14 protein-coding genes are annotated in these 16,756 nt (G+C 62.0%); 5 read left to right on the forward strand and 9 right to left on the reverse strand.

Annotation, left to right across the window (positions count from 1 at the left end; genetic code table 11):
• The first annotated feature begins 30 nt into the window (after positions 1-30).
• The 3 genes from gltB to hemE all read left to right on the forward strand — a co-directional run bounded on the left by gltB (position 31) and on the right by hemE (position 7,194).
• Positions 31-4,476 (forward strand): glutamate synthase large subunit, encoded by a 4,446-nt coding sequence (gltB, locus tag HX793_RS07785; RefSeq protein WP_028615425.1) that lies wholly within the window; start codon positions 31-33, stop codon positions 4,474-4,476.
• 32 nt (positions 4,477-4,508) lie between these two features.
• Positions 4,509-5,927: an FAD-dependent oxidoreductase gene (locus HX793_RS07790; protein ID WP_177094606.1), complete on the forward strand. Its 1,419-nt coding sequence runs from the start codon at positions 4,509-4,511 to the stop codon at positions 5,925-5,927.
• Between the two features lie 199 nt (positions 5,928-6,126).
• On the forward strand, positions 6,127-7,194 hold the full coding sequence (gene hemE, locus HX793_RS07795; protein WP_177094608.1) for a uroporphyrinogen decarboxylase: 1,068 nt from the start codon (positions 6,127-6,129) through the stop codon (positions 7,192-7,194).
• A gap of 56 nt (positions 7,195-7,250) precedes the next feature.
• On the opposite strand, the gene HX793_RS07800 is transcribed toward hemE, so the two are convergent.
• Positions 7,251-8,468: an MFS transporter gene (locus HX793_RS07800; protein ID WP_438810837.1), complete on the reverse strand. Its 1,218-nt coding sequence runs from the start codon at positions 8,466-8,468 to the stop codon at positions 7,251-7,253.
• A 181-nt stretch (positions 8,469-8,649) separates the two neighbouring features.
• Between HX793_RS07800 and HX793_RS07805 the strand changes: the two genes are divergently transcribed.
• Both HX793_RS07805 and HX793_RS07810 read left to right on the forward strand, forming a co-directional pair.
• Positions 8,650-9,543, forward strand: coding sequence for a LysR family transcriptional regulator (locus tag HX793_RS07805; protein WP_177094612.1), 894 nt, complete (start codon positions 8,650-8,652; stop codon positions 9,541-9,543).
• A gap of 87 nt (positions 9,544-9,630) precedes the next feature.
• Positions 9,631-10,017, forward strand: coding sequence for a type II toxin-antitoxin system PemK/MazF family toxin (locus HX793_RS07810; RefSeq protein WP_177051637.1), 387 nt, complete (start codon positions 9,631-9,633; stop codon positions 10,015-10,017).
• 207 nt (positions 10,018-10,224) lie between these two features.
• Here HX793_RS07810 and HX793_RS07815 read toward each other — a convergent pair whose 3' ends face one another.
• The 8 genes from HX793_RS07815 to HX793_RS07850 are packed head-to-tail and all read right to left on the reverse strand — an operon-like array spanning position 10,225 to position 16,724.
• Positions 10,225-10,668 carry a hypothetical protein gene (locus tag HX793_RS07815; RefSeq protein WP_095014395.1) on the reverse strand — a complete coding sequence of 148 codons (444 nt, stop codon included), beginning with the start codon at positions 10,666-10,668 and terminating at the stop codon, positions 10,225-10,227.
• A 26-nt stretch (positions 10,669-10,694) separates the two neighbouring features.
• Positions 10,695-11,921, reverse strand: coding sequence for a beta-ketoacyl-ACP synthase (locus HX793_RS07820; protein ID WP_177094614.1), 1,227 nt, complete (start codon positions 11,919-11,921; stop codon positions 10,695-10,697).
• On the reverse strand, positions 11,921-12,649 hold the full coding sequence (locus HX793_RS07825; protein ID WP_095014397.1) for a 3-ketoacyl-ACP reductase FabG2: 729 nt from the start codon (positions 12,647-12,649) through the stop codon (positions 11,921-11,923). Before HX793_RS07825 ends, HX793_RS07820 begins: the two co-directional genes overlap by 1 nt.
• Positions 12,646-13,107: a hotdog family protein gene (locus HX793_RS07830; RefSeq protein WP_177051631.1), complete on the reverse strand. Its 462-nt coding sequence runs from the start codon at positions 13,105-13,107 to the stop codon at positions 12,646-12,648. Before HX793_RS07830 ends, HX793_RS07825 begins: the two co-directional genes overlap by 4 nt.
• Positions 13,104-14,270, reverse strand: a complete 1,167-nt coding sequence (locus HX793_RS07835; RefSeq protein WP_177094616.1) for a beta-ketoacyl-[acyl-carrier-protein] synthase family protein — start codon at positions 14,268-14,270, stop codon at positions 13,104-13,106. The genes HX793_RS07830 and HX793_RS07835 overlap by 4 nt, the downstream gene beginning before the upstream one ends.
• Complete coding sequence (locus HX793_RS07840; protein WP_177051628.1) at positions 14,267-14,749, reverse strand: hypothetical protein; 483 nt, start codon at positions 14,747-14,749, stop codon at positions 14,267-14,269. The genes HX793_RS07835 and HX793_RS07840 overlap by 4 nt, the downstream gene beginning before the upstream one ends.
• Positions 14,746-15,480: a class I SAM-dependent methyltransferase gene (locus HX793_RS07845; protein ID WP_016979205.1), complete on the reverse strand. Its 735-nt coding sequence runs from the start codon at positions 15,478-15,480 to the stop codon at positions 14,746-14,748. The genes HX793_RS07840 and HX793_RS07845 overlap by 4 nt, the downstream gene beginning before the upstream one ends.
• Positions 15,477-16,724, reverse strand: coding sequence for an NAD(P)/FAD-dependent oxidoreductase (locus HX793_RS07850; RefSeq protein WP_177051626.1), 1,248 nt, complete (start codon positions 16,722-16,724; stop codon positions 15,477-15,479). The genes HX793_RS07845 and HX793_RS07850 overlap by 4 nt, the downstream gene beginning before the upstream one ends.
• Positions 16,725-16,756: the final 32 nt, after the last annotated feature.

Below are 16,756 nucleotides of genomic sequence, written 5' to 3' on the forward strand. Positions count from 1 at the left end.
TATAAGAGGCAGCCTGGTGAGAAAGTGTCTATGAAAGCAGGTCTGTACCAACCCGATGAATTCAAGGATAACTGCGGTTTCGGCCTGATAGCCCATATGCAGGGCGAGCCCAGTCATACCCTTTTGCAAACGGCCATCGAGGCCCTGACCTGCATGACCCACCGCGGTGGGATCAACGCCGACGGCAAGACCGGTGACGGTTGTGGCTTGCTGATTCAAAAGCCCGACCAGTTCCTGCGCGCTGTCGCAAAAGAGCAATTTGCGGTCGACCTGCCCAAGCAGTACGCCGTGGGCATGGTGTTTTTCAACCAGGACCCGGTCAAAGCCGAAGCCGCTCGCGAGAACATGAACCGCGAGATCCTGGCCGCCGGCCTGCAACTTGTCGGCTGGCGCAAAGTGCCGATCGACACCAGCGTACTTGGCCGCCTGGCCAACGAGCGCCTGCCGCAGATCGAACAAGTGTTCATCGCCGGCGAAGGCCTGAGCGACCAGGACATGGCGATCAAGCTGTTCACCTCGCGTCGTCGTTCGTCGGTGTCCAATGCCGCCGACACCGACCACTACATCTGCAGCTTTTCCCACAAGACCATCATTTATAAAGGCCTGATGATGCCGGCGGACCTCACCGCCTTCTATCCAGACCTGAGCGATGAGCGCCTGCAAACCGCAATCTGCGTGTTCCACCAGCGCTTCTCCACCAACACCCTGCCGAAATGGCCGCTGGCCCAGCCATTCCGCTTCCTCGCCCACAACGGCGAGATCAACACCATCACCGGCAACCGCAACTGGGCCGTGGCCCGTCGCACCAAGTTCGCCAACGACCTGATGGATCTGGAAGAGCTTGGCCCGCTGGTCAACCGCGTGGGCTCCGACTCTTCCAGCATGGACAACATGCTCGAATTGATGGTCACCGGCGGCATCGACCTGTTCCGTGGCGTGCGCATGATCATCCCGCCAGCGTGGCAGAACGTCGAAACCATGGACCCGGACCTGCGTGCATTCTACGAGTACAACTCGATGCACATGGAGCCGTGGGACGGCCCGGCCGGCGTGGTCATGACCGACGGTCGCTACGCAGTCTGCCTGCTCGACCGTAACGGTCTGCGCCCGGCGCGTTGGGTCACCACCACCAACGGTTTCATCACCCTTGCGTCGGAAATCGGCGTGTGGAACTACAAGCCCGAAGACGTGATTGCCAAAGGCCGCGTTGGCCCTGGCCAGATCTTGGCCGTGGACACCGAAACCGGGCAGATCCTCGACACCGACGCCATCGACAACCGTTTGAAATCCCGTCACCCGTACAAGCAATGGCTGCGCAAGAACGCCCTGCGCATCCAGGCGACCATGGAAGACAACGACCACGGTTCGGCTTTCTACGATGTCGACCAGCTCAAGCAATACATGAAGATGTACCAGGTCACGTTCGAAGAGCGCGACCAGGTGCTGCGTCCGCTCGGCGAGCAAGGCTACGAGGCGGTCGGTTCCATGGGCGATGACACGCCGATGGCCGTGCTGTCCCAGCGCGTGCGCACACCGTACGACTATTTCCGCCAGCAGTTCGCCCAGGTGACCAACCCACCGATCGACCCGCTGCGCGAAGCCATCGTGATGTCCCTGGAAGTGTGTCTCGGTGCCGAGCGCAACATCTTCCAGGAATCGCCTGAGCATGCTTCCCGTGTGATCCTCAGCTCGCCGGTTATTTCCCCGGCCAAGTGGCGTTCGTTGATGACCCTGGACCGCCCAGGCTTCGACCGTCAGATCATCGACCTGAACTACGATGAGAGCCTCGGCCTTGAAGCCGCTGTGCGCAACGTCGCTGACCAGGCCGAAGAAGCTGTGCGCGCCGGTCGTACCCAAATCGTGTTGACCGACCGTCATATCGCCCCAGGCAAGCTGCCGATCCACGCTTCCTTGGCAACCGGCGCAGTGCACCACCGCCTGACCGAAAAAGGCCTGCGCTGCGACTCCAACATCCTCGTGGAAACCGCCACCGCCCGCGACCCGCACCACTTTGCGGTGCTGATCGGTTTCGGCGCCTCGGCGGTATACCCGTTCCTCGCGTACGAAGTGCTGGGTGACCTGATCCGTACCGGTGAAGTGCTGGGCGACCTCTACGAGGTGTTCAAGAACTACCGTAAGGGCATCACCAAGGGCTTGCTGAAGATCCTGTCGAAGATGGGCATCTCCACCGTCACCTCGTACCGTGGCGCTCAATTGTTCGAAGCCATCGGTCTGTCTGAAGAAGTCTGCGACCTGAGCTTCCGTGGTGTGCCGAGCCGTATCAAGGGCGCGCGTTTCGTCGACATCGAAGCCGAGCAAAAAGCCCTCGCAGCCGAAGCCTGGAGCGCGCGCAAGCCGATCCAGCAAGGCGGCCTGCTCAAGTTCGTGCACGGTGGCGAATACCACGCCTACAACCCGGATGTGGTCAACACCCTGCAAGCCGCCGTGCAGCAGGGCGACTACGCCAAGTTCAAGGAATACACCTCGCTGGTGGACAACCGCCCGGTGTCGATGATCCGCGATTTGTTCAAGGTGAAGACCCTGGACACGCCGATGGACATCAGCGAAGTCGAGCCGCTGGAGTCGATCCTCAAGCGCTTTGACTCCGCCGGTATCTCCTTGGGCGCCTTGTCGCCTGAGGCTCACGAAGCCCTGGCCGAAGCCATGAACCGCCTGGGTGCGCGTTCCAACTCCGGCGAAGGCGGTGAAGACCCGGCGCGCTACGGCACCATCAAGAGCTCGAAAATCAAGCAGGTCGCGACTGGCCGTTTCGGCGTGACGCCGGAATACCTGGTCAACGCCGAAGTGCTGCAGATCAAGGTGGCCCAGGGCGCCAAGCCTGGCGAAGGCGGTCAACTGCCAGGCGGTAAGGTCAACGGTCTGATCGCCAAGCTGCGTTACGCAGTGCCGGGTGTGACGCTGATCTCGCCTCCGCCGCACCACGACATCTACTCGATTGAAGACTTGTCGCAGCTGATTTTCGACCTGAAACAAGTCAACCCGCAGGCGCTGGTTTCGGTGAAACTGGTAGCTGAAGCTGGCGTGGGCACCATTGCCGCTGGCGTGGCCAAGGCCTATGCCGACCTGATCACCATCTCCGGCTACGACGGTGGCACCGGCGCTTCGCCGCTGACCTCCATCAAGTACGCCGGCGCACCGTGGGAACTCGGCCTGGCTGAAACCCACCAGACCCTGCGCGGCAACGACCTGCGCGGCAAGGTGCGTGTACAGACCGACGGCGGCCTGAAAACCGGCCTCGACGTGATCAAGGCCGCGATCCTCGGCGCCGAAAGCTTCGGCTTCGGGACGGCGCCAATGATCGCCCTGGGCTGCAAATACCTGCGCATCTGCCACCTGAACAACTGCGCCACCGGCGTCGCCACTCAGAACGAGAAGCTGCGCAAGGATCACTACATCGGCACCGTCGACATGGTGGTGAACTTCTTCACCTACGTCGCCGAAGAAACCCGTGAGTGGCTGGCCAAGCTGGGCGTGCGTTCTCTCGAAGAGCTGATCGGTCGCACCGACCTGTTGGAAATCCTCGAAGGCCAGACCGCCAAGCAACATCACCTGGACCTGACGCCGCTGTTGGGCAGCGATCACATTCCGGCCGACAAACCGCAGTTCTGCGGCGTCGAGCGCAACCCGCCGTTCGACAAAGGCCTGCTGGCCGAGAAGATGGTGGAAATCGCCGGTTCGTCGATCAACGATGCCAGCGGTGGTGAATTCGCCCTGGATATCTGCAACTGCGACCGTTCGATTGGCGCCCGCATCTCCGGCGAAATCGCGCGCAAGCACGGCAACCAGGGCATGGCGAAAGCGCCGATCACCTTCCGCTTCAAGGGCACTGCGGGCCAGAGCTTTGGCGTGTGGAACGCCGGCGGCCTGCACATGTACCTGGAAGGCGACGCCAACGACTACGTGGGCAAGGGCATGACCGGCGGCAAGCTGGTGATCGTTCCGCCGAAAGGCAGCGTCTACAAGACCCAGGACAGTGCCATCATCGGCAACACCTGCTTGTACGGCGCCACCGGTGGCAAGCTGTTCGCCGCCGGTACTGCCGGTGAGCGTTTCGCCGTGCGTAACTCCGGTGCCCACACCGTGGTGGAAGGCACTGGCGATCACTGCTGCGAGTACATGACCGGGGGCTTTGTCGCGGTATTGGGCAAGACCGGTTACAACTTCGGTTCGGGCATGACCGGCGGTTTCGCCTACGTGCTCGACCAGGACAACACCTTTGTCGACAAGGTCAACCATGAGTTGGTCGAGATCCAGCGGATCAGCGGCGAAGCCATGGAGTCCTACCGGAACCACTTGCAGCACGTGCTGGACGAGTACGTCGAGGAGACCGGCAGCGAATGGGGTCGCAACCTCGCCGAAAACCTCGATGATTACCTGCGTCGTTTCTGGCTGGTCAAGCCCAAGGCTGCCAACCTGAAATCGTTGCTTTCCAGCATCCGTGCCAACCCGCAGTGATATGCGCCTGAAGAGTTTGATGAGGTTTTAACATGGCTGAACGTCTGAATAACGACTTCCAGTTCATCGATGTCGGGCGCAAAGATCCGAAGAAGAAACTGTTGCGTCAACGCAAGAAAGAGTTCGTGGAAATCTACGAACCCTTCAAACCCCAGCACTCGGCCGACCAGGCCCACCGTTGCCTGGGGTGCGGTAACCCGTATTGCGAATGGAAGTGCCCGGTGCACAACTTCATTCCCAACTGGCTGAAGCTGGTGGCCGAGGGCAACATTCTCGCCGCTGCCGAACTGTCGCACCAGACCAACACCCTGCCGGAAGTGTGCGGCCGGGTGTGCCCGCAGGACCGTCTGTGCGAGGGTGCCTGCACCCTTAACGACGGCTTTGGCGCGGTGACCATCGGTTCGGTGGAGAAGTACATCACCGACACCGCGTTCGCCATGGGCTGGCGTCCCGACATGTCCAAGGTCAAGCCGACTGGCAAGCGCGTCGCCATCATCGGCGCCGGCCCAGCCGGCCTGGGCTGCGCCGACGTATTGGTGCGCGGCGGCGTGACCCCGGTGGTGTTCGACAAGAACCCGGAAATCGGCGGCTTGCTGACCTTCGGTATCCCCGAGTTCAAGCTGGAAAAAACCGTACTGAGCAACCGTCGTGAAGTGTTCACCGGCATGGGCATCGAGTTCCGCCTGAACACCGAGATCGGCAAAGACGTGACCATGGAGCAATTGCTCGAAGAATACGATGCCGTGTTCATGGGCATGGGCACCTACACCTACATGAAGGGCGGTTTTGCCGGTGAGGACCTGCCGGGCGTTTACGACGCGCTGGATTTCCTGATCGCCAACGTCAATCGCAACCTGGGCTTTGAAAAGTCGCCGGAAGATTTCGTCGACATGAAGGGCAAGAAGGTTGTGGTGCTGGGCGGTGGTGACACCGCGATGGACTGCAACCGCACCTCGATCCGCCAGGGCGCCAAATCGGTGACTTGTGCCTATCGTCGTGACGAAGCCAACATGCCCGGCTCGCGCAAAGAGGTGAAGAACGCCAAGGAAGAAGGTGTGAAATTCCTCTACAACCGCCAGCCGATCGCGATTGTCGGTGAAGACCGCGTCGAAGGCGTGAAGGTGGTCGAGACCCGTCTCGGCGAACCGGACGCCCGTGGCCGCCGCAGCCCCGAGCCGATCCCGGGTTCCGAAGAGATCATCCCGGCTGACGCCGTGGTCATCGCCTTCGGTTTCCGCCCAAGCCCGGCGCCGTGGTTCGAGCAGTTCCAGATCCAGACCGACAGCCAGGGCCGCGTCGTGGCCCCGGAACAAGGCCAGTACAAGCACCAGACCAGCAACCCGAAGATCTTCGCCGGTGGCGACATGGTGCGCGGTTCTGATTTGGTGGTAACTGCGATCTTCGAAGGGCGTAACGCTGCCGAAGGGATTATGGATTACCTGCAAGTCTGATCACCGCAGCCCCTGTAGGAGCCGGCTTGCCGGCGATGGCGATCTTGAGGACGCCATCGCCGGCAAGCCGGCTCCTACAGGTCGGGGGTTACTCCGTTCTCCGCGACAAATTGACCCGATAGACAAAAGGCACGGCTCATCCCGTGCCTTTTGCGTCCGGCTCTGAGAAAATGCCCGCACTTTTTTTGCGGATGCCGACATGACTGCCCTCAAGAACGACCGTTTCCTTCGTGCCCTGCTCAAGCAACCCGTGGACGTCACCCCTGTGTGGATGATGCGCCAGGCCGGTCGCTACCTGCCGGAATACCGCGCCAGTCGCGCCAACGCCGGCGACTTCATGAGCCTGTGCATGAACCCGGAGTTCGCCTGCGAAGTCACGATGCAGCCGCTGGACCGCTACCCACAACTGGACGCGGCCATCCTTTTCTCCGACATCCTCACCATCCCTGACGCCATGGGCCAAGGCCTGTACTTCGAAACCGGCGAAGGCCCGCGTTTCAAGAAGGTCGTCAGCACCCTGGCCGACATCGAAGCGCTGCCGATCCCGGATCCGCACAAAGATCTCGGTTACGTGATGGACGCCGTCAGCACCATCCGCCGCGAGCTCAATGGCCGCGTGCCGCTGATCGGCTTCTCCGGCAGCCCCTGGACTCTGGCCACCTACATGGTTGAAGGCGGCTCGTCGAAAGACTTCCGCAAGACCAAGGCCATGCTCTACGACAACCCACAGGCCATGCACCTGCTGCTGGACAAGCTGGCGCAGTCGGTCACGTCCTACCTCAACGGCCAGATCATGGCCGGCGCGCAAGCCGTGCAGATCTTCGACACCTGGGGCGGCAACCTGTCGGCGGCGGCGTACCAGGAGTTCTCCCTGGCCTACATGCGCAAAATCGTCAGCGGCCTGATCCGCGAACACGAAGGCCGCAAAGTGCCGGTCATCATGTTCACCAAGGGTGGCGGCCTGTGGCTGGAAAGCATTGCCGACGCCGGTGCCGACGCCCTGGGCCTGGACTGGACCTGCGACCTCGGCGAAGCCCGTCAGCGCGTGGGCAACCGCGTCGCGCTGCAAGGCAACATGGACCCGACCGTGCTTTACGCCAAGCCGGAAGCCATCCGCACCGAAGTTGGCCGCATCCTCGCCAGCTACGGCAAAGGCAGTGGGCACGTGTTCAACCTTGGGCATGGCATTACCCCGGAAGTGAATCCGGAACATGCTGGCGCGTTCCTGCGCGCGGTGCATGAGTTGTCAGCGCAGTATCACGAATAACACGCAAAACAAATGTGGGAGGGGGCTTGCCCCTCCCACATCAAAGCCAGAGAAACTCAGGCCTTCGCTTGCCCCAACGGCGGCAACTTCGCCAACTTCAACGCCACCAGCAACGCGCCGATCAGCAGCGCCACGATAAACGCCCCAATCCCATTCCACCCGGCAAAATGCCAGAAGAACCCGCCGGCCGTCCCGGCAATACTCGACCCCACGTAATAGCAGAACAGGTACAGCGATGACGCTTGCCCCTTGGCCTTCACCGCACGACGGCCGATCCAACTGCTGGCCACCGAGTGGGCGCCGAAGAAGCCGAAAGTGAAGATCAGCATGCCCGGTACCACCAGCCACAGTGGAGTGAACAAGGTCAGGGCCATGCCGGCCAGCATCAATACGATGGTGCCCCACAGCACGCGGCGGCGGCCGAGGCGGTCGGCCAGTGAGCCGATTTTCGCCGAGCTGTAGATACCCGAGAGGTACACCAGCGAAAGCAACCCGACCACCGCTTGGCTCAGGTCGTAGGGATCGGCCAGCAGGCGATAGCCGATGTAGTTGAACATCGTGACGAACGCGCCCATCAGCAGGAACGCTTCGAGAAACAGCCACGGCAGGCCGGCGTCCTTGAAGTGCATGACGAAGCCATCCACCAGACTGCGCGGCTTGAGGCTGGTGGCGCGGAAGTTGCGCGATTCGGGGAGGATTTTCCAGAACACCGCGGCGGCGATCAGCGCCAGGGCGCCGATGATCAGCATTGCGCTGTGCCAGCTGACGAAGTCGATCAACACGCCGATGATCAGGCGCCCGCTCATGCCGCCAATCGCGTTGCCGCCGATGTACAGGCCCATAGCCAGGCCGATGTGCTGCGGGTGGATCTCTTCGCTCAGGTAGGTCATGGCCACGGCGGCCAGGCCGCTGAGCGACAGGCCCACCAGTGCGCGCATCAATAGGATGCCTTCCCAGGTCGGCATCAAGCCACTGGCGATGGTCGCCAGTGCGGCGCAGAACAGCGCGGAGACCATCACCGGCTTGCGCCCCAGGCGGTCGGAAATCGGTCCGGTGATCAGCAAACCGAACGCCAGCATCGCCGTGGCCACCGATAGGATCAGGCTGCTTTGTGCCGCATTGATGGAAAACTCCTGGGACAGCGCCGGCATCATCGGCTGCACGCAATACAGCAGCGCAAAGGTGGCGAAACCACCGGAAAACAGCGCCAGCACCGTGCGCATGAACATCGGCGTGCCTTTTTCGATGAACTCGTCATTGAGCTGGGCCACCACCTCATCTAGGGCGGTGGGCGGGACGTCTTGAGCGAGTGGAGCGACAGCAGCTTTCAAGGGGACCTCGGGGAGGAAGAGCGTGCCAGGACAGGCAATGCAAAAAAGAATATAGCTCCCTAATGATTCTTTCCAATATATTGTTCGACCTGTTTGATAGCTTTAACGACCTAATGAGGCTCCCATGGAATTGCGTCACTTGCGGTACTTCATCGCCGTCGCCGAAGAACTGCATTTCGGCCGGGCTGCGCAGGTGCTGGGCATCTCGCAACCGCCGCTGAGCCAGCAGATCCAGGCGCTGGAACAGGAGGTGGGGGCGCGGTTGTTTGAGCGTACCAATCGTCGGGTCGAGCTGAGTGAAGCGGGGCGATTGTTCCTGCACGAGGCGCGGTTGGTGCTGGCACAGGTCGACAAGGCGGCGGACGTAGCGCGCCGGGCGCAGTTGGGTGAGCTGGGCGAACTGAAGATTGGCTTCACCTCGTCGGCACCGTTCAATTCCAGCATCCCCCAGGCGATCTTTGCGTTTCGCCAGGCATTCCCGGCGGTGCATCTGAACCTGCAGGAGATGAGCAGCACCGAAGTGGCTGAGTCGCTGGTGGATGAGTCTATCCAGGTGGGCCTGATGCGCCCGCTGCCACTGCCGGATTCGCTGAGTGTGGTCGAGTTGATGCGTGAGCCGCTGGTGGCCGTGTTGAACGCCGGTCATCCTTTGGTGGAGGGCAGTGAGCGTGGCTTGCACCTGGCGCAACTGGCGCAGGAGCCGTTTGTGTTTTTCCCGCGCACCTACGGCAGTGGTCTCTATGCCCAGTTGCTCAACCTGGCGCGTGATGCCGGCTTCAGCCCGCACTTTGCCCAGGAGGCCGGGGAGGCGATGACCATCATCGGCCTGGTGGCGGCGGGGTTGGGCGTGTCGGTGCTGCCGGCGTCCTACCAGCGCATTCGGATCGATGGCGTGGTGTATCGCACGCTGCTGGATCAGGAGGCGATGACGGCGGTGTGGCTGGTGCAACGCAAGGGCGCGCAGACGCCGATGGCAGAGGCGTTTGTGGAGTTGTTGACGCGCAAGGCCTCGGTGTAGACGTGCTCACATATCAGGTAACGCAAGCTGCTTAGCGATTCGCGGGAAAGTTACGCAGAATCGTTTTTTCTCAAGCGAGTGATATGGATGGCACTTCTCTATCAGCCCAAGGAGGGCAGCGTGTTGATTTGTGACTTTCGAGGCTATGAGGTCCCGGAAATCATAAAGATCCGCCCGGTCATTGTGATACGCAAGCACCGAACCAATAAGTTGTTGGTGACGGTTGTGCCGTTGAGTACTACTGCGCCGCAGACGGTTCTGGATCACCACTGCCAGCTTGATAGTCATCTTCAAGGAGCAAGCCCTATCTGTTGGGCGAAATGTGACATTGTGGCAACCGTCAGCTTGGGAAGGCTCGACCGAATCAAAAGCAAAGATCGTCATGGCAAACGAACTTACAAAATCGCTGAGCTCACTTCTGATCAGCTTTTAGCAATAAAGGCGGCGGTGCGCAACGCGTTGGGGTTGCGCTGAGGGATGAACGGCACTTTGCCACAGGTTGCCGTAAAGTTGTTTTCAGGCATACTGCCCACGTTCCCGAAAGGGGCTTGTGAGACTCTGAGGATCCTGGGCAACCAGCAATCGCAGAGCCAGGCAGGAAGCGGCGATGACAAGCCAACCTGTTTGTGAAGAGGGCGCCGAAAGGCGCCCTTTGTCGTTTCTGTAGAGCCTGAATTCGTTTTACTTGGTGGTGCCGGTTTGCTCAAACAACTGCGCCGCCGTCCCTGCCTCATTCACGCCATTGCTGCGCAACCCCGCCATGATGTCGCTGTCCAGATTGTTCACCCAACGGTTGTAGTTGCGATGGATCTTGCCGTCCTTGTAGCCCAGGTCGCGGCTGTCGCGGTAGGTGATGGCGTAGCTGTTGCGGGTGTAGCGGATGTCGATGGCTGCGTAATACTGGTTACGCACGTTGATCTCGGCCTGTACCAGCTGCGGGCTCAGGCGTTGTACCGTCCACTCGCGTTTTTGCAGGGCGTTGACGATCACCGTTTTCATTTTTTCTTCGCTGACCTGGGCGTCGGCCGGCAGGTCGTGCTGGGTGTTGAGGATCGGCTTGCTGGTGCAACCCGCGGTGACCAGCAGGGCCAGGGTGATCAAGGTGACGCGTAGCAAGGAAGACATTCCGTATTCTCCAATCGATTTGAAAGTCAGGACCAGCGGCGGAAGATCAGCGAGGTGTTGACGCCGCCAAAGGCAAAGTTGTTGTTCATCACGTAGTCGTGGTGCATCTCGCGGAATTCACCTTGCAGGTAATCCAGCTCGCCGCATTGCGGGTCGACCAAATCCAGGTTGAAGGTGTGCACGTATTGGTCGCGGTTCATCATCTCGATGCTGAACCACGACTCCAGCGCACCGCATGCGCCCAAGGTGTGGCCGAGGAAACTCTTCTGCGAGCTGATAGGCATGCGGCTGCCGAACAGGCTGCTGGTGGCCAGTGTTTCGGCGATGTCGCCTTGGTCGGTGGCGGTGCCGTGACCGTTCACGTAGCCGATCGCGGAAGGCTCCAGCCCGGCATCTTCCAGGGCCAGTTCCATCGCACGGCGCATGGTTTTCTGCTCTGGGCGGGTGGTGTGCTGGCCGTCGGCGTTGCTGCCGAAGCCCACCAGCTCGGCGTGGATATGCGCACCGCGTGCCAACGCGTGTTCCAGTTCTTCCAACACCAGCATGCCGCCGCCTTCACCGATCACCAGGCCATCGCGCCCGCTGTCGTAGGGGCGTGGGCTGGTCTGCGGCGCATCGTTTTTCAGGCTGGTGGCGTAGAGCGCGTCAAACACCATGGCTTCGGTGGGGCACAGCTCCTCGGCGCCGCCGGCGAGCATCAACGGCAGGCGGCCGAACTTGATTGCTTCATAGGCATAGCCGATGCCTTGGCTGCCGCTGGTGCAAGCGCTGGACGTGGGGATCAGCCGTCCGGTCAGGCCAAAGAAGATGCTGATATTCGCCGCCGTGGTGTGCGGCATCATGCGCACATAGGAGTTGGCATTCAGCCCCTCGGCCACCGAGTTCAGCAGCATGTTGCCGAACGCCTTGATCTCGTCGGTGCTGCCGGTGGACGAGCCACAGGCCACGCCCATGCGCCCGTCCTTGATCGATTCGTCGCCGAGCAAGCCTGCGTCCTGCAACGCTTGCTCCGCCGCCCACACCGCCAGGCGCGACACCCGGCCCATGCTGCGCAGTTGTTTGCGCGTCCAGTGCGCGGGCACGACAAAATCGTCGATCGGCCCGGCCAGGCGCGTGTTCAGTTCGGTAAAGCGGTCCCACTCATCCATGCGCCGGATGCCGCTGCGGTTGGCGCGGAAGTTGGCGGAAATGGTCGCCCAATCGCCGCCCAGAGAAGTCATGCCGGCCATGCCGGTCACTACGACGCGTTTCATCAGCACAGGCCTCCATTCACGGCCAAGACCTGGCGCGTGATGTAACCGGCTTCGGCCGACATCAGGAAATTCACCGCGCCGGCCACCTCTTCCGGCGTGCCCATGCGCTGCGCCGGGATCATCTTCATCAGTTCTTCCACCGGCACGTTCTCGTCCAGCATGGCGGTGTCGATCAAGCCAGGGGCGACGCAGTTGACGGTGATCTTGCGCTTGCCCAGCTCGATGGCCAGGGCCTTGGCCGCACCTATCAAGCCGGCTTTGGAGGCGCTGTAGTTGACCTGCCCACGGTTGCCGATCAGCCCGGAAACCGAGGTGATGCACACGATGCGGCCAGCCGCGCGACGACGAATCATCGGCATCATCACCGGGTGCAGCACGTTGTAGAAACCGTCGAGGTTGGTGCGCATCACCACATCCCAATCGTCTTCCGACAAGGCCGGGAAGGCGCCGTCACGGGTCAGGCCGGCGTTGAGCACCACGCCGTAATAGGCGCCGTGTTGCTCAACATCCGCTTCCAGAATCTCCTTGCACGCCGCGCGATCCGCCACATCGAATTGCAGCACCCGCGCCTTGCGGCCCAGGGCTTCAACCTCGGCCTGCACCGCATCGGCGTCGCTACGGCCACTGCGGCAATGCAGCACGATGTCATGCCCGGCCTGAGCCAGGCGCAGTGCGATGGCGCGGCCGATGCCACGGCTGGAGCCGGTGACCAGTACGGATTCAGTCATGGCGTTACGTCCTTCGATTCATCTAAATAGTTGGCCGCCTGGGGCGGTCGAAATACATTCAAGCGGGCGCTGGCCTGGATCCCGTCGCCGGTCAGGTGGCATTCGAACACACCCATGCCGTTGTCGTCTTCCAGGGAGCGCAGGCCGTGGATCGCCAGCTCGGCGCCTGCCGGGAAGTGCTCCACATTGCACTCGAACTTACGTGTGCCGAGCAGGAAGCCCAGTTCCACCGCTTCGCCTTTCTGGCGAGCGCGGCAACCGGCGTAGGCGGCGACGCTTTGCGCCATCAGCTCGATGCCGACCCAGGCCGGCAGGCTGCCGTCCGGGCGGTTGAACAGGCCGCCGGGCTTGACGGTGACGCGGGTGTGGATCTGCTCTTCATCGAACGACAACACCTGATCGATCAGGATCATGTCGCCCGCATGGGGCAGCAGTTCAGCGAGTGGCCAATCGATCATGGGGCCTCTCCGATAATCAGGCTGACATTGTTGCCGCCGAAGGCAAACGAGTTGCTCATCAGGCAGCGTTTTTCCAAGGTTTCTGCGGCTTGCACCCACTGCAAGGCGGGCAGTGCCGGATCGGCCTGGCCGTCCCACACGTGCGGTGGCAACCGGTTGTGAGCCAGGCTCAACCAGCAGAACGCCGCTTCCAGCGCACCGGCGGCACCGAGGGTGTGGCCGCTCATGGGCTTGGTCGATGAACAGGCGACGCCGTCCGGGAACAGGCTGGCAACGGCCAGGCCTTCCATGGCGTCGTTATGGTGGGTGGCGGTGCCGTGCAGGTTCAGGTAGCCGATGTGTTCGGGCTGCAACCGGGCGCTGGCCAAGGCCTTGCGCATGGATTGCAAGGCACCTTTGCCGGTGGGCTCTGGCGCGGAGATATGGTGCGCATCGCAACTGGCGCCACTGCCCAGCAGGGCAATGGGCGCGGGTGTTTTGCTCATCAGGAACAACACCGCTGCTTCGCCGATGTTGATGCCATTGCGGTTCACCGAAAACGGATTGCAGCGCTCGTTCGACACCGCCTCCAATGAGCTGAAACCGTTGAGGGTCAGCTTGCACAGGCTGTCGACACCGCCGCAGATCACCGCATCGCACACGCCCAGGTCCAGCAGGCGCTGGGCACTCATCAACGCACGGGCGCTGGAGGTGCAGGCGGTGGAAATCACATAGGCCGGGCCGCTCAGTTGCAGCCAGTCGGCGAGGAAATTTGCTGGCGCGCTGAGTTCCTGCTGCTGGTAGTCGTAGTCGCCGGGGAATTGGTGTTCCCGCAGAAAGTGCGCGATGCCGCGGCTGGCTTCGTCGATGCCCGAGGTGCTGGTGCCGAGCACAACGCCGACGCGCGATGCGCCGTAGGTGTGGATCGCCTGGCGGATATCGCCCTCAATCTGCAATGCCGCTTCCAGCAGCAACTGGTTATTGCGGCTGCTTTGCTGGCCCAGTTCGGCGGGGATGCTCGCCAACTCGCCGTGCACTCCGGCCACCGGCAACACGCGTTCCGGCACCCAGCCGCTTTCGGTGCGCATGCCGGAGCAGTCACCGGCAAACAGGCTGCGGCTGACTTCGTCCTGGCCACGGCCGAGGGCGCAGATCACGCCGAGGGCGTTGAGGTAGGCGCTCATCGGGCCGCTCCGAGCGGCGTGATGCGGTAGCTCAGGGGCTGGCCGGTCATGTTCACGCTGAAGACCTCGGACGATTGATACACGATCTGCCAATGGCCCGGCAGGGTGCGCGTCAGGTCCATGGCCTGTGCGCTGGGGTAGAGCGCGCGCAGGTCATCCGCCGACGCCAGTGCAAACAGCAACGCGGCAAACAGCTCGCGCGCCTGGGGATTGGGCGGCAGCAAACCGTCGGCCTGCCATGCACCATCGATCAGTTTTTGTCGGGCCTGGGGAATGCCCAGCGGGTCCATCATCGACCAGCGAATGCCGCCGCTTTCGCTCTGGATCACCAACAGCCAGTCCTGGCTCTGGCCGTCGGCCAGGCGCTGCACATGCAATTGCAGCGGCAAGGCCAGGGCTGGGGTTTTCTCCGGCACCGGCGGCTGGCTGGCGCAGGCGTTCAGCAGCAACAGGCAGCCGATCAACAGCATGCGCATCATGGGGCAGCACTCGTCAGCGGTTTGCGTGCCACGCAGTTGACCAACGTTTCTTCGCGCTGACCCACCGGTGGCGCCTTGCGCAGGCCCCAGCGTTCCAGCAGGCCGAAGTCGCTGGAGCGGCTCCACCACAAGTACGGGTACGAGACGTTCTGCGGGCCAAATTCAAAGCCCTGGTCACGAATCATCTCCAGGTACTCCTCGGCGCTTTTCTGCACATGCATCGGGTGGCGGAACAGCCAGCGGATCACCCAGGTGTCGATATAGGCTTCGGTGGATTCGGCAAACAGCAGATAACCGCCCGGCTTGAGCACACGGTAGAACTCTTTGAGTGCGCGATGTTGCTCGACCAGATGGTGGAAGGTCTGGTGGCAGAACAGGATATCGACGCTTGCGTCCGGTACTTGCAAGGTCGCGCAGTCGCTGCCGATCAGCTCGATGGCCAAGCCTTGACGCTGGGCTTCTTCACGGCTCAGCTCCAGGCTGTGCGGGTCGGCGTCCAGGCCGATCAGGCGCTCGGGGGCGAACACCTGCTGCAAATACTGGAACGACTTGCCCTGGCCGCAACCGGCGTCCAGCAGCACTGGCGCCTCTGGCAAAGGGTCGGTAAACAGGCTGCGCAGGTCGTTGATCGCCACGCGCAGCACATGGTGCTGCCAGGTGTGGCTGCGCAGGAACCAGAAGCCGAACCTGGTTTCTTCGACGTAGTTCTTACTCAGGTACTGACTGCTCATACCGGCTCACTCGCACAAATCTCCGACAACATCCGCAACCGCCGCTTGGGCTCGCTGACAAACGGGTTGCGCTCATCCCACGCGTAGCCGGCGAGGATCGAGCAGATCATCCGGCGAATCTCCGGAGAGCTGTCCGGGTGATAGATCACATCCTGGAACGTCCCGGCATACCAGCCCTCGACGTAGCAGCGGAATGTGTCCACGCCGCGTTTCAAGGGCACGGCAAACTCGCTTTCCCAGTCCACGGTTTCGCCCTTGAGCTGACGGTGCAACACAGCGGCCGCCATGCTCGCCGAACGCATGGCGATGGTCACCCCGGAAGAAAACACCGGGTCGAGGAATTCCGCCGCATTGCCCAGCAAGGCAAAGCCCGGCCCGTGCAGGGTTTTGACGTTGGCTGCGTAGCCACCGAGAGTGCGCGCCGGCGTATCCCACACGGCGTTTTGCAGCACGCCGGCAAGGCTCGGGGTTTCGGCGATAAAGCCGCGCAGGCAGGCGTCGAGGTCGCCATCGCGACCGTCGAAATGCTCCTTGGCCGCGACCACGCCCACCGAACAACGCCCGTTGCTGAATGGGATGGTCCAGAACCAGATATCACGCTGGGTTGGATGGGTGGTCACCAGAATCTTGGTGCGATCAAAGCCTTGATGTTCGATGCGGTCTTCGACGTGGGTGAACACGGCTTGGCGTACGGGGAAGTCGGACGGCAGGTCCAGGTCCAGCAGACGCGGCAGCACGCGGCCATAGCCGCTGGCGTCGAGTACGAACTTGGCCTTGAGGTGGTACTCGCTGCCGTTCTCACGGCGCACATGCAGGTAGCGGCTCTCGCCGCTGAAATCCACGCCGGCGATCGTTTCGCCGTACCGAATCTCTACGCCTTGCAGCGCGGCCTGATCCGCGAGCAACTTGTCGAACTCGCCGCGCTGCACCTGGAAGGTGGTCGGCTTGCCGTTGCTGAAGGTGTCACTGAAATCAAACGCACTGTAACGCTCGCCCCAGGCGAACGCGGCGCCGGTTTTCACCTGGAACCCTGCGGCCTGTACCGCGTCGAGCATCCCGGCTTCTTCGATGAAGTCGATGCAGTGGGACAGCAGGCTTTCGCCGATCGAGAAGCGTGGGAAATGCTGGCGCTCGATGATCAATACATCATGCCCTTTGCGCTTTAACAGCGCGGCGGCGATAGCCCCGGACGGACCGGCACCGATCACCACCACCTGGCGACGTTCCATTTCAACTGTGGGCACGAGGGCTCCTTGCCACATTGGCGATTATCACA

The organism is Pseudomonas reactans (genome assembly GCF_013387025.1).
Taxonomy (GTDB): domain Bacteria; phylum Pseudomonadota; class Gammaproteobacteria; order Pseudomonadales; family Pseudomonadaceae; genus Aquipseudomonas; species Aquipseudomonas reactans.

Coding starts and splice junctions, on each gene's coding strand:
- HX793_RS07790 (WP_177094606.1), top strand. CDS start 4,509: ATGGCTGAACGTCTGAATAACGACTTCCAGTTCATCGATGTCGGGCGC.
- HX793_RS07835 (WP_177094616.1), bottom strand. CDS start 14,270: ATGAGCGCCTACCTCAACGCCCTCGGCGTGATCTGCGCCCTCGGCCGT.
- gltB (WP_028615425.1), top strand. CDS start 31: ATGAAAGCAGGTCTGTACCAACCCGATGAATTCAAGGATAACTGCGGT.
- hemE (WP_177094608.1), top strand. CDS start 6,127: ATGACTGCCCTCAAGAACGACCGTTTCCTTCGTGCCCTGCTCAAGCAA.
- HX793_RS07845 (WP_016979205.1), bottom strand. CDS start 15,480: ATGAGCAGTCAGTACCTGAGTAAGAACTACGTCGAAGAAACCAGGTTC.
- HX793_RS07830 (WP_177051631.1), bottom strand. CDS start 13,107: ATGATCGATTGGCCACTCGCTGAACTGCTGCCCCATGCGGGCGACATG.
- HX793_RS07820 (WP_177094614.1), bottom strand. CDS start 11,921: ATGAAACGCGTCGTAGTGACCGGCATGGCCGGCATGACTTCTCTGGGC.
- HX793_RS07840 (WP_177051628.1), bottom strand. CDS start 14,749: ATGATGCGCATGCTGTTGATCGGCTGCCTGTTGCTGCTGAACGCCTGC.
- HX793_RS07815 (WP_095014395.1), bottom strand. CDS start 10,668: ATGTCTTCCTTGCTACGCGTCACCTTGATCACCCTGGCCCTGCTGGTC.
- HX793_RS07810 (WP_177051637.1), top strand. CDS start 9,631: ATGGCACTTCTCTATCAGCCCAAGGAGGGCAGCGTGTTGATTTGTGAC.
- HX793_RS07825 (WP_095014397.1), bottom strand. CDS start 12,649: ATGACTGAATCCGTACTGGTCACCGGCTCCAGCCGTGGCATCGGCCGC.
- HX793_RS07805 (WP_177094612.1), top strand. CDS start 8,650: ATGGAATTGCGTCACTTGCGGTACTTCATCGCCGTCGCCGAAGAACTG.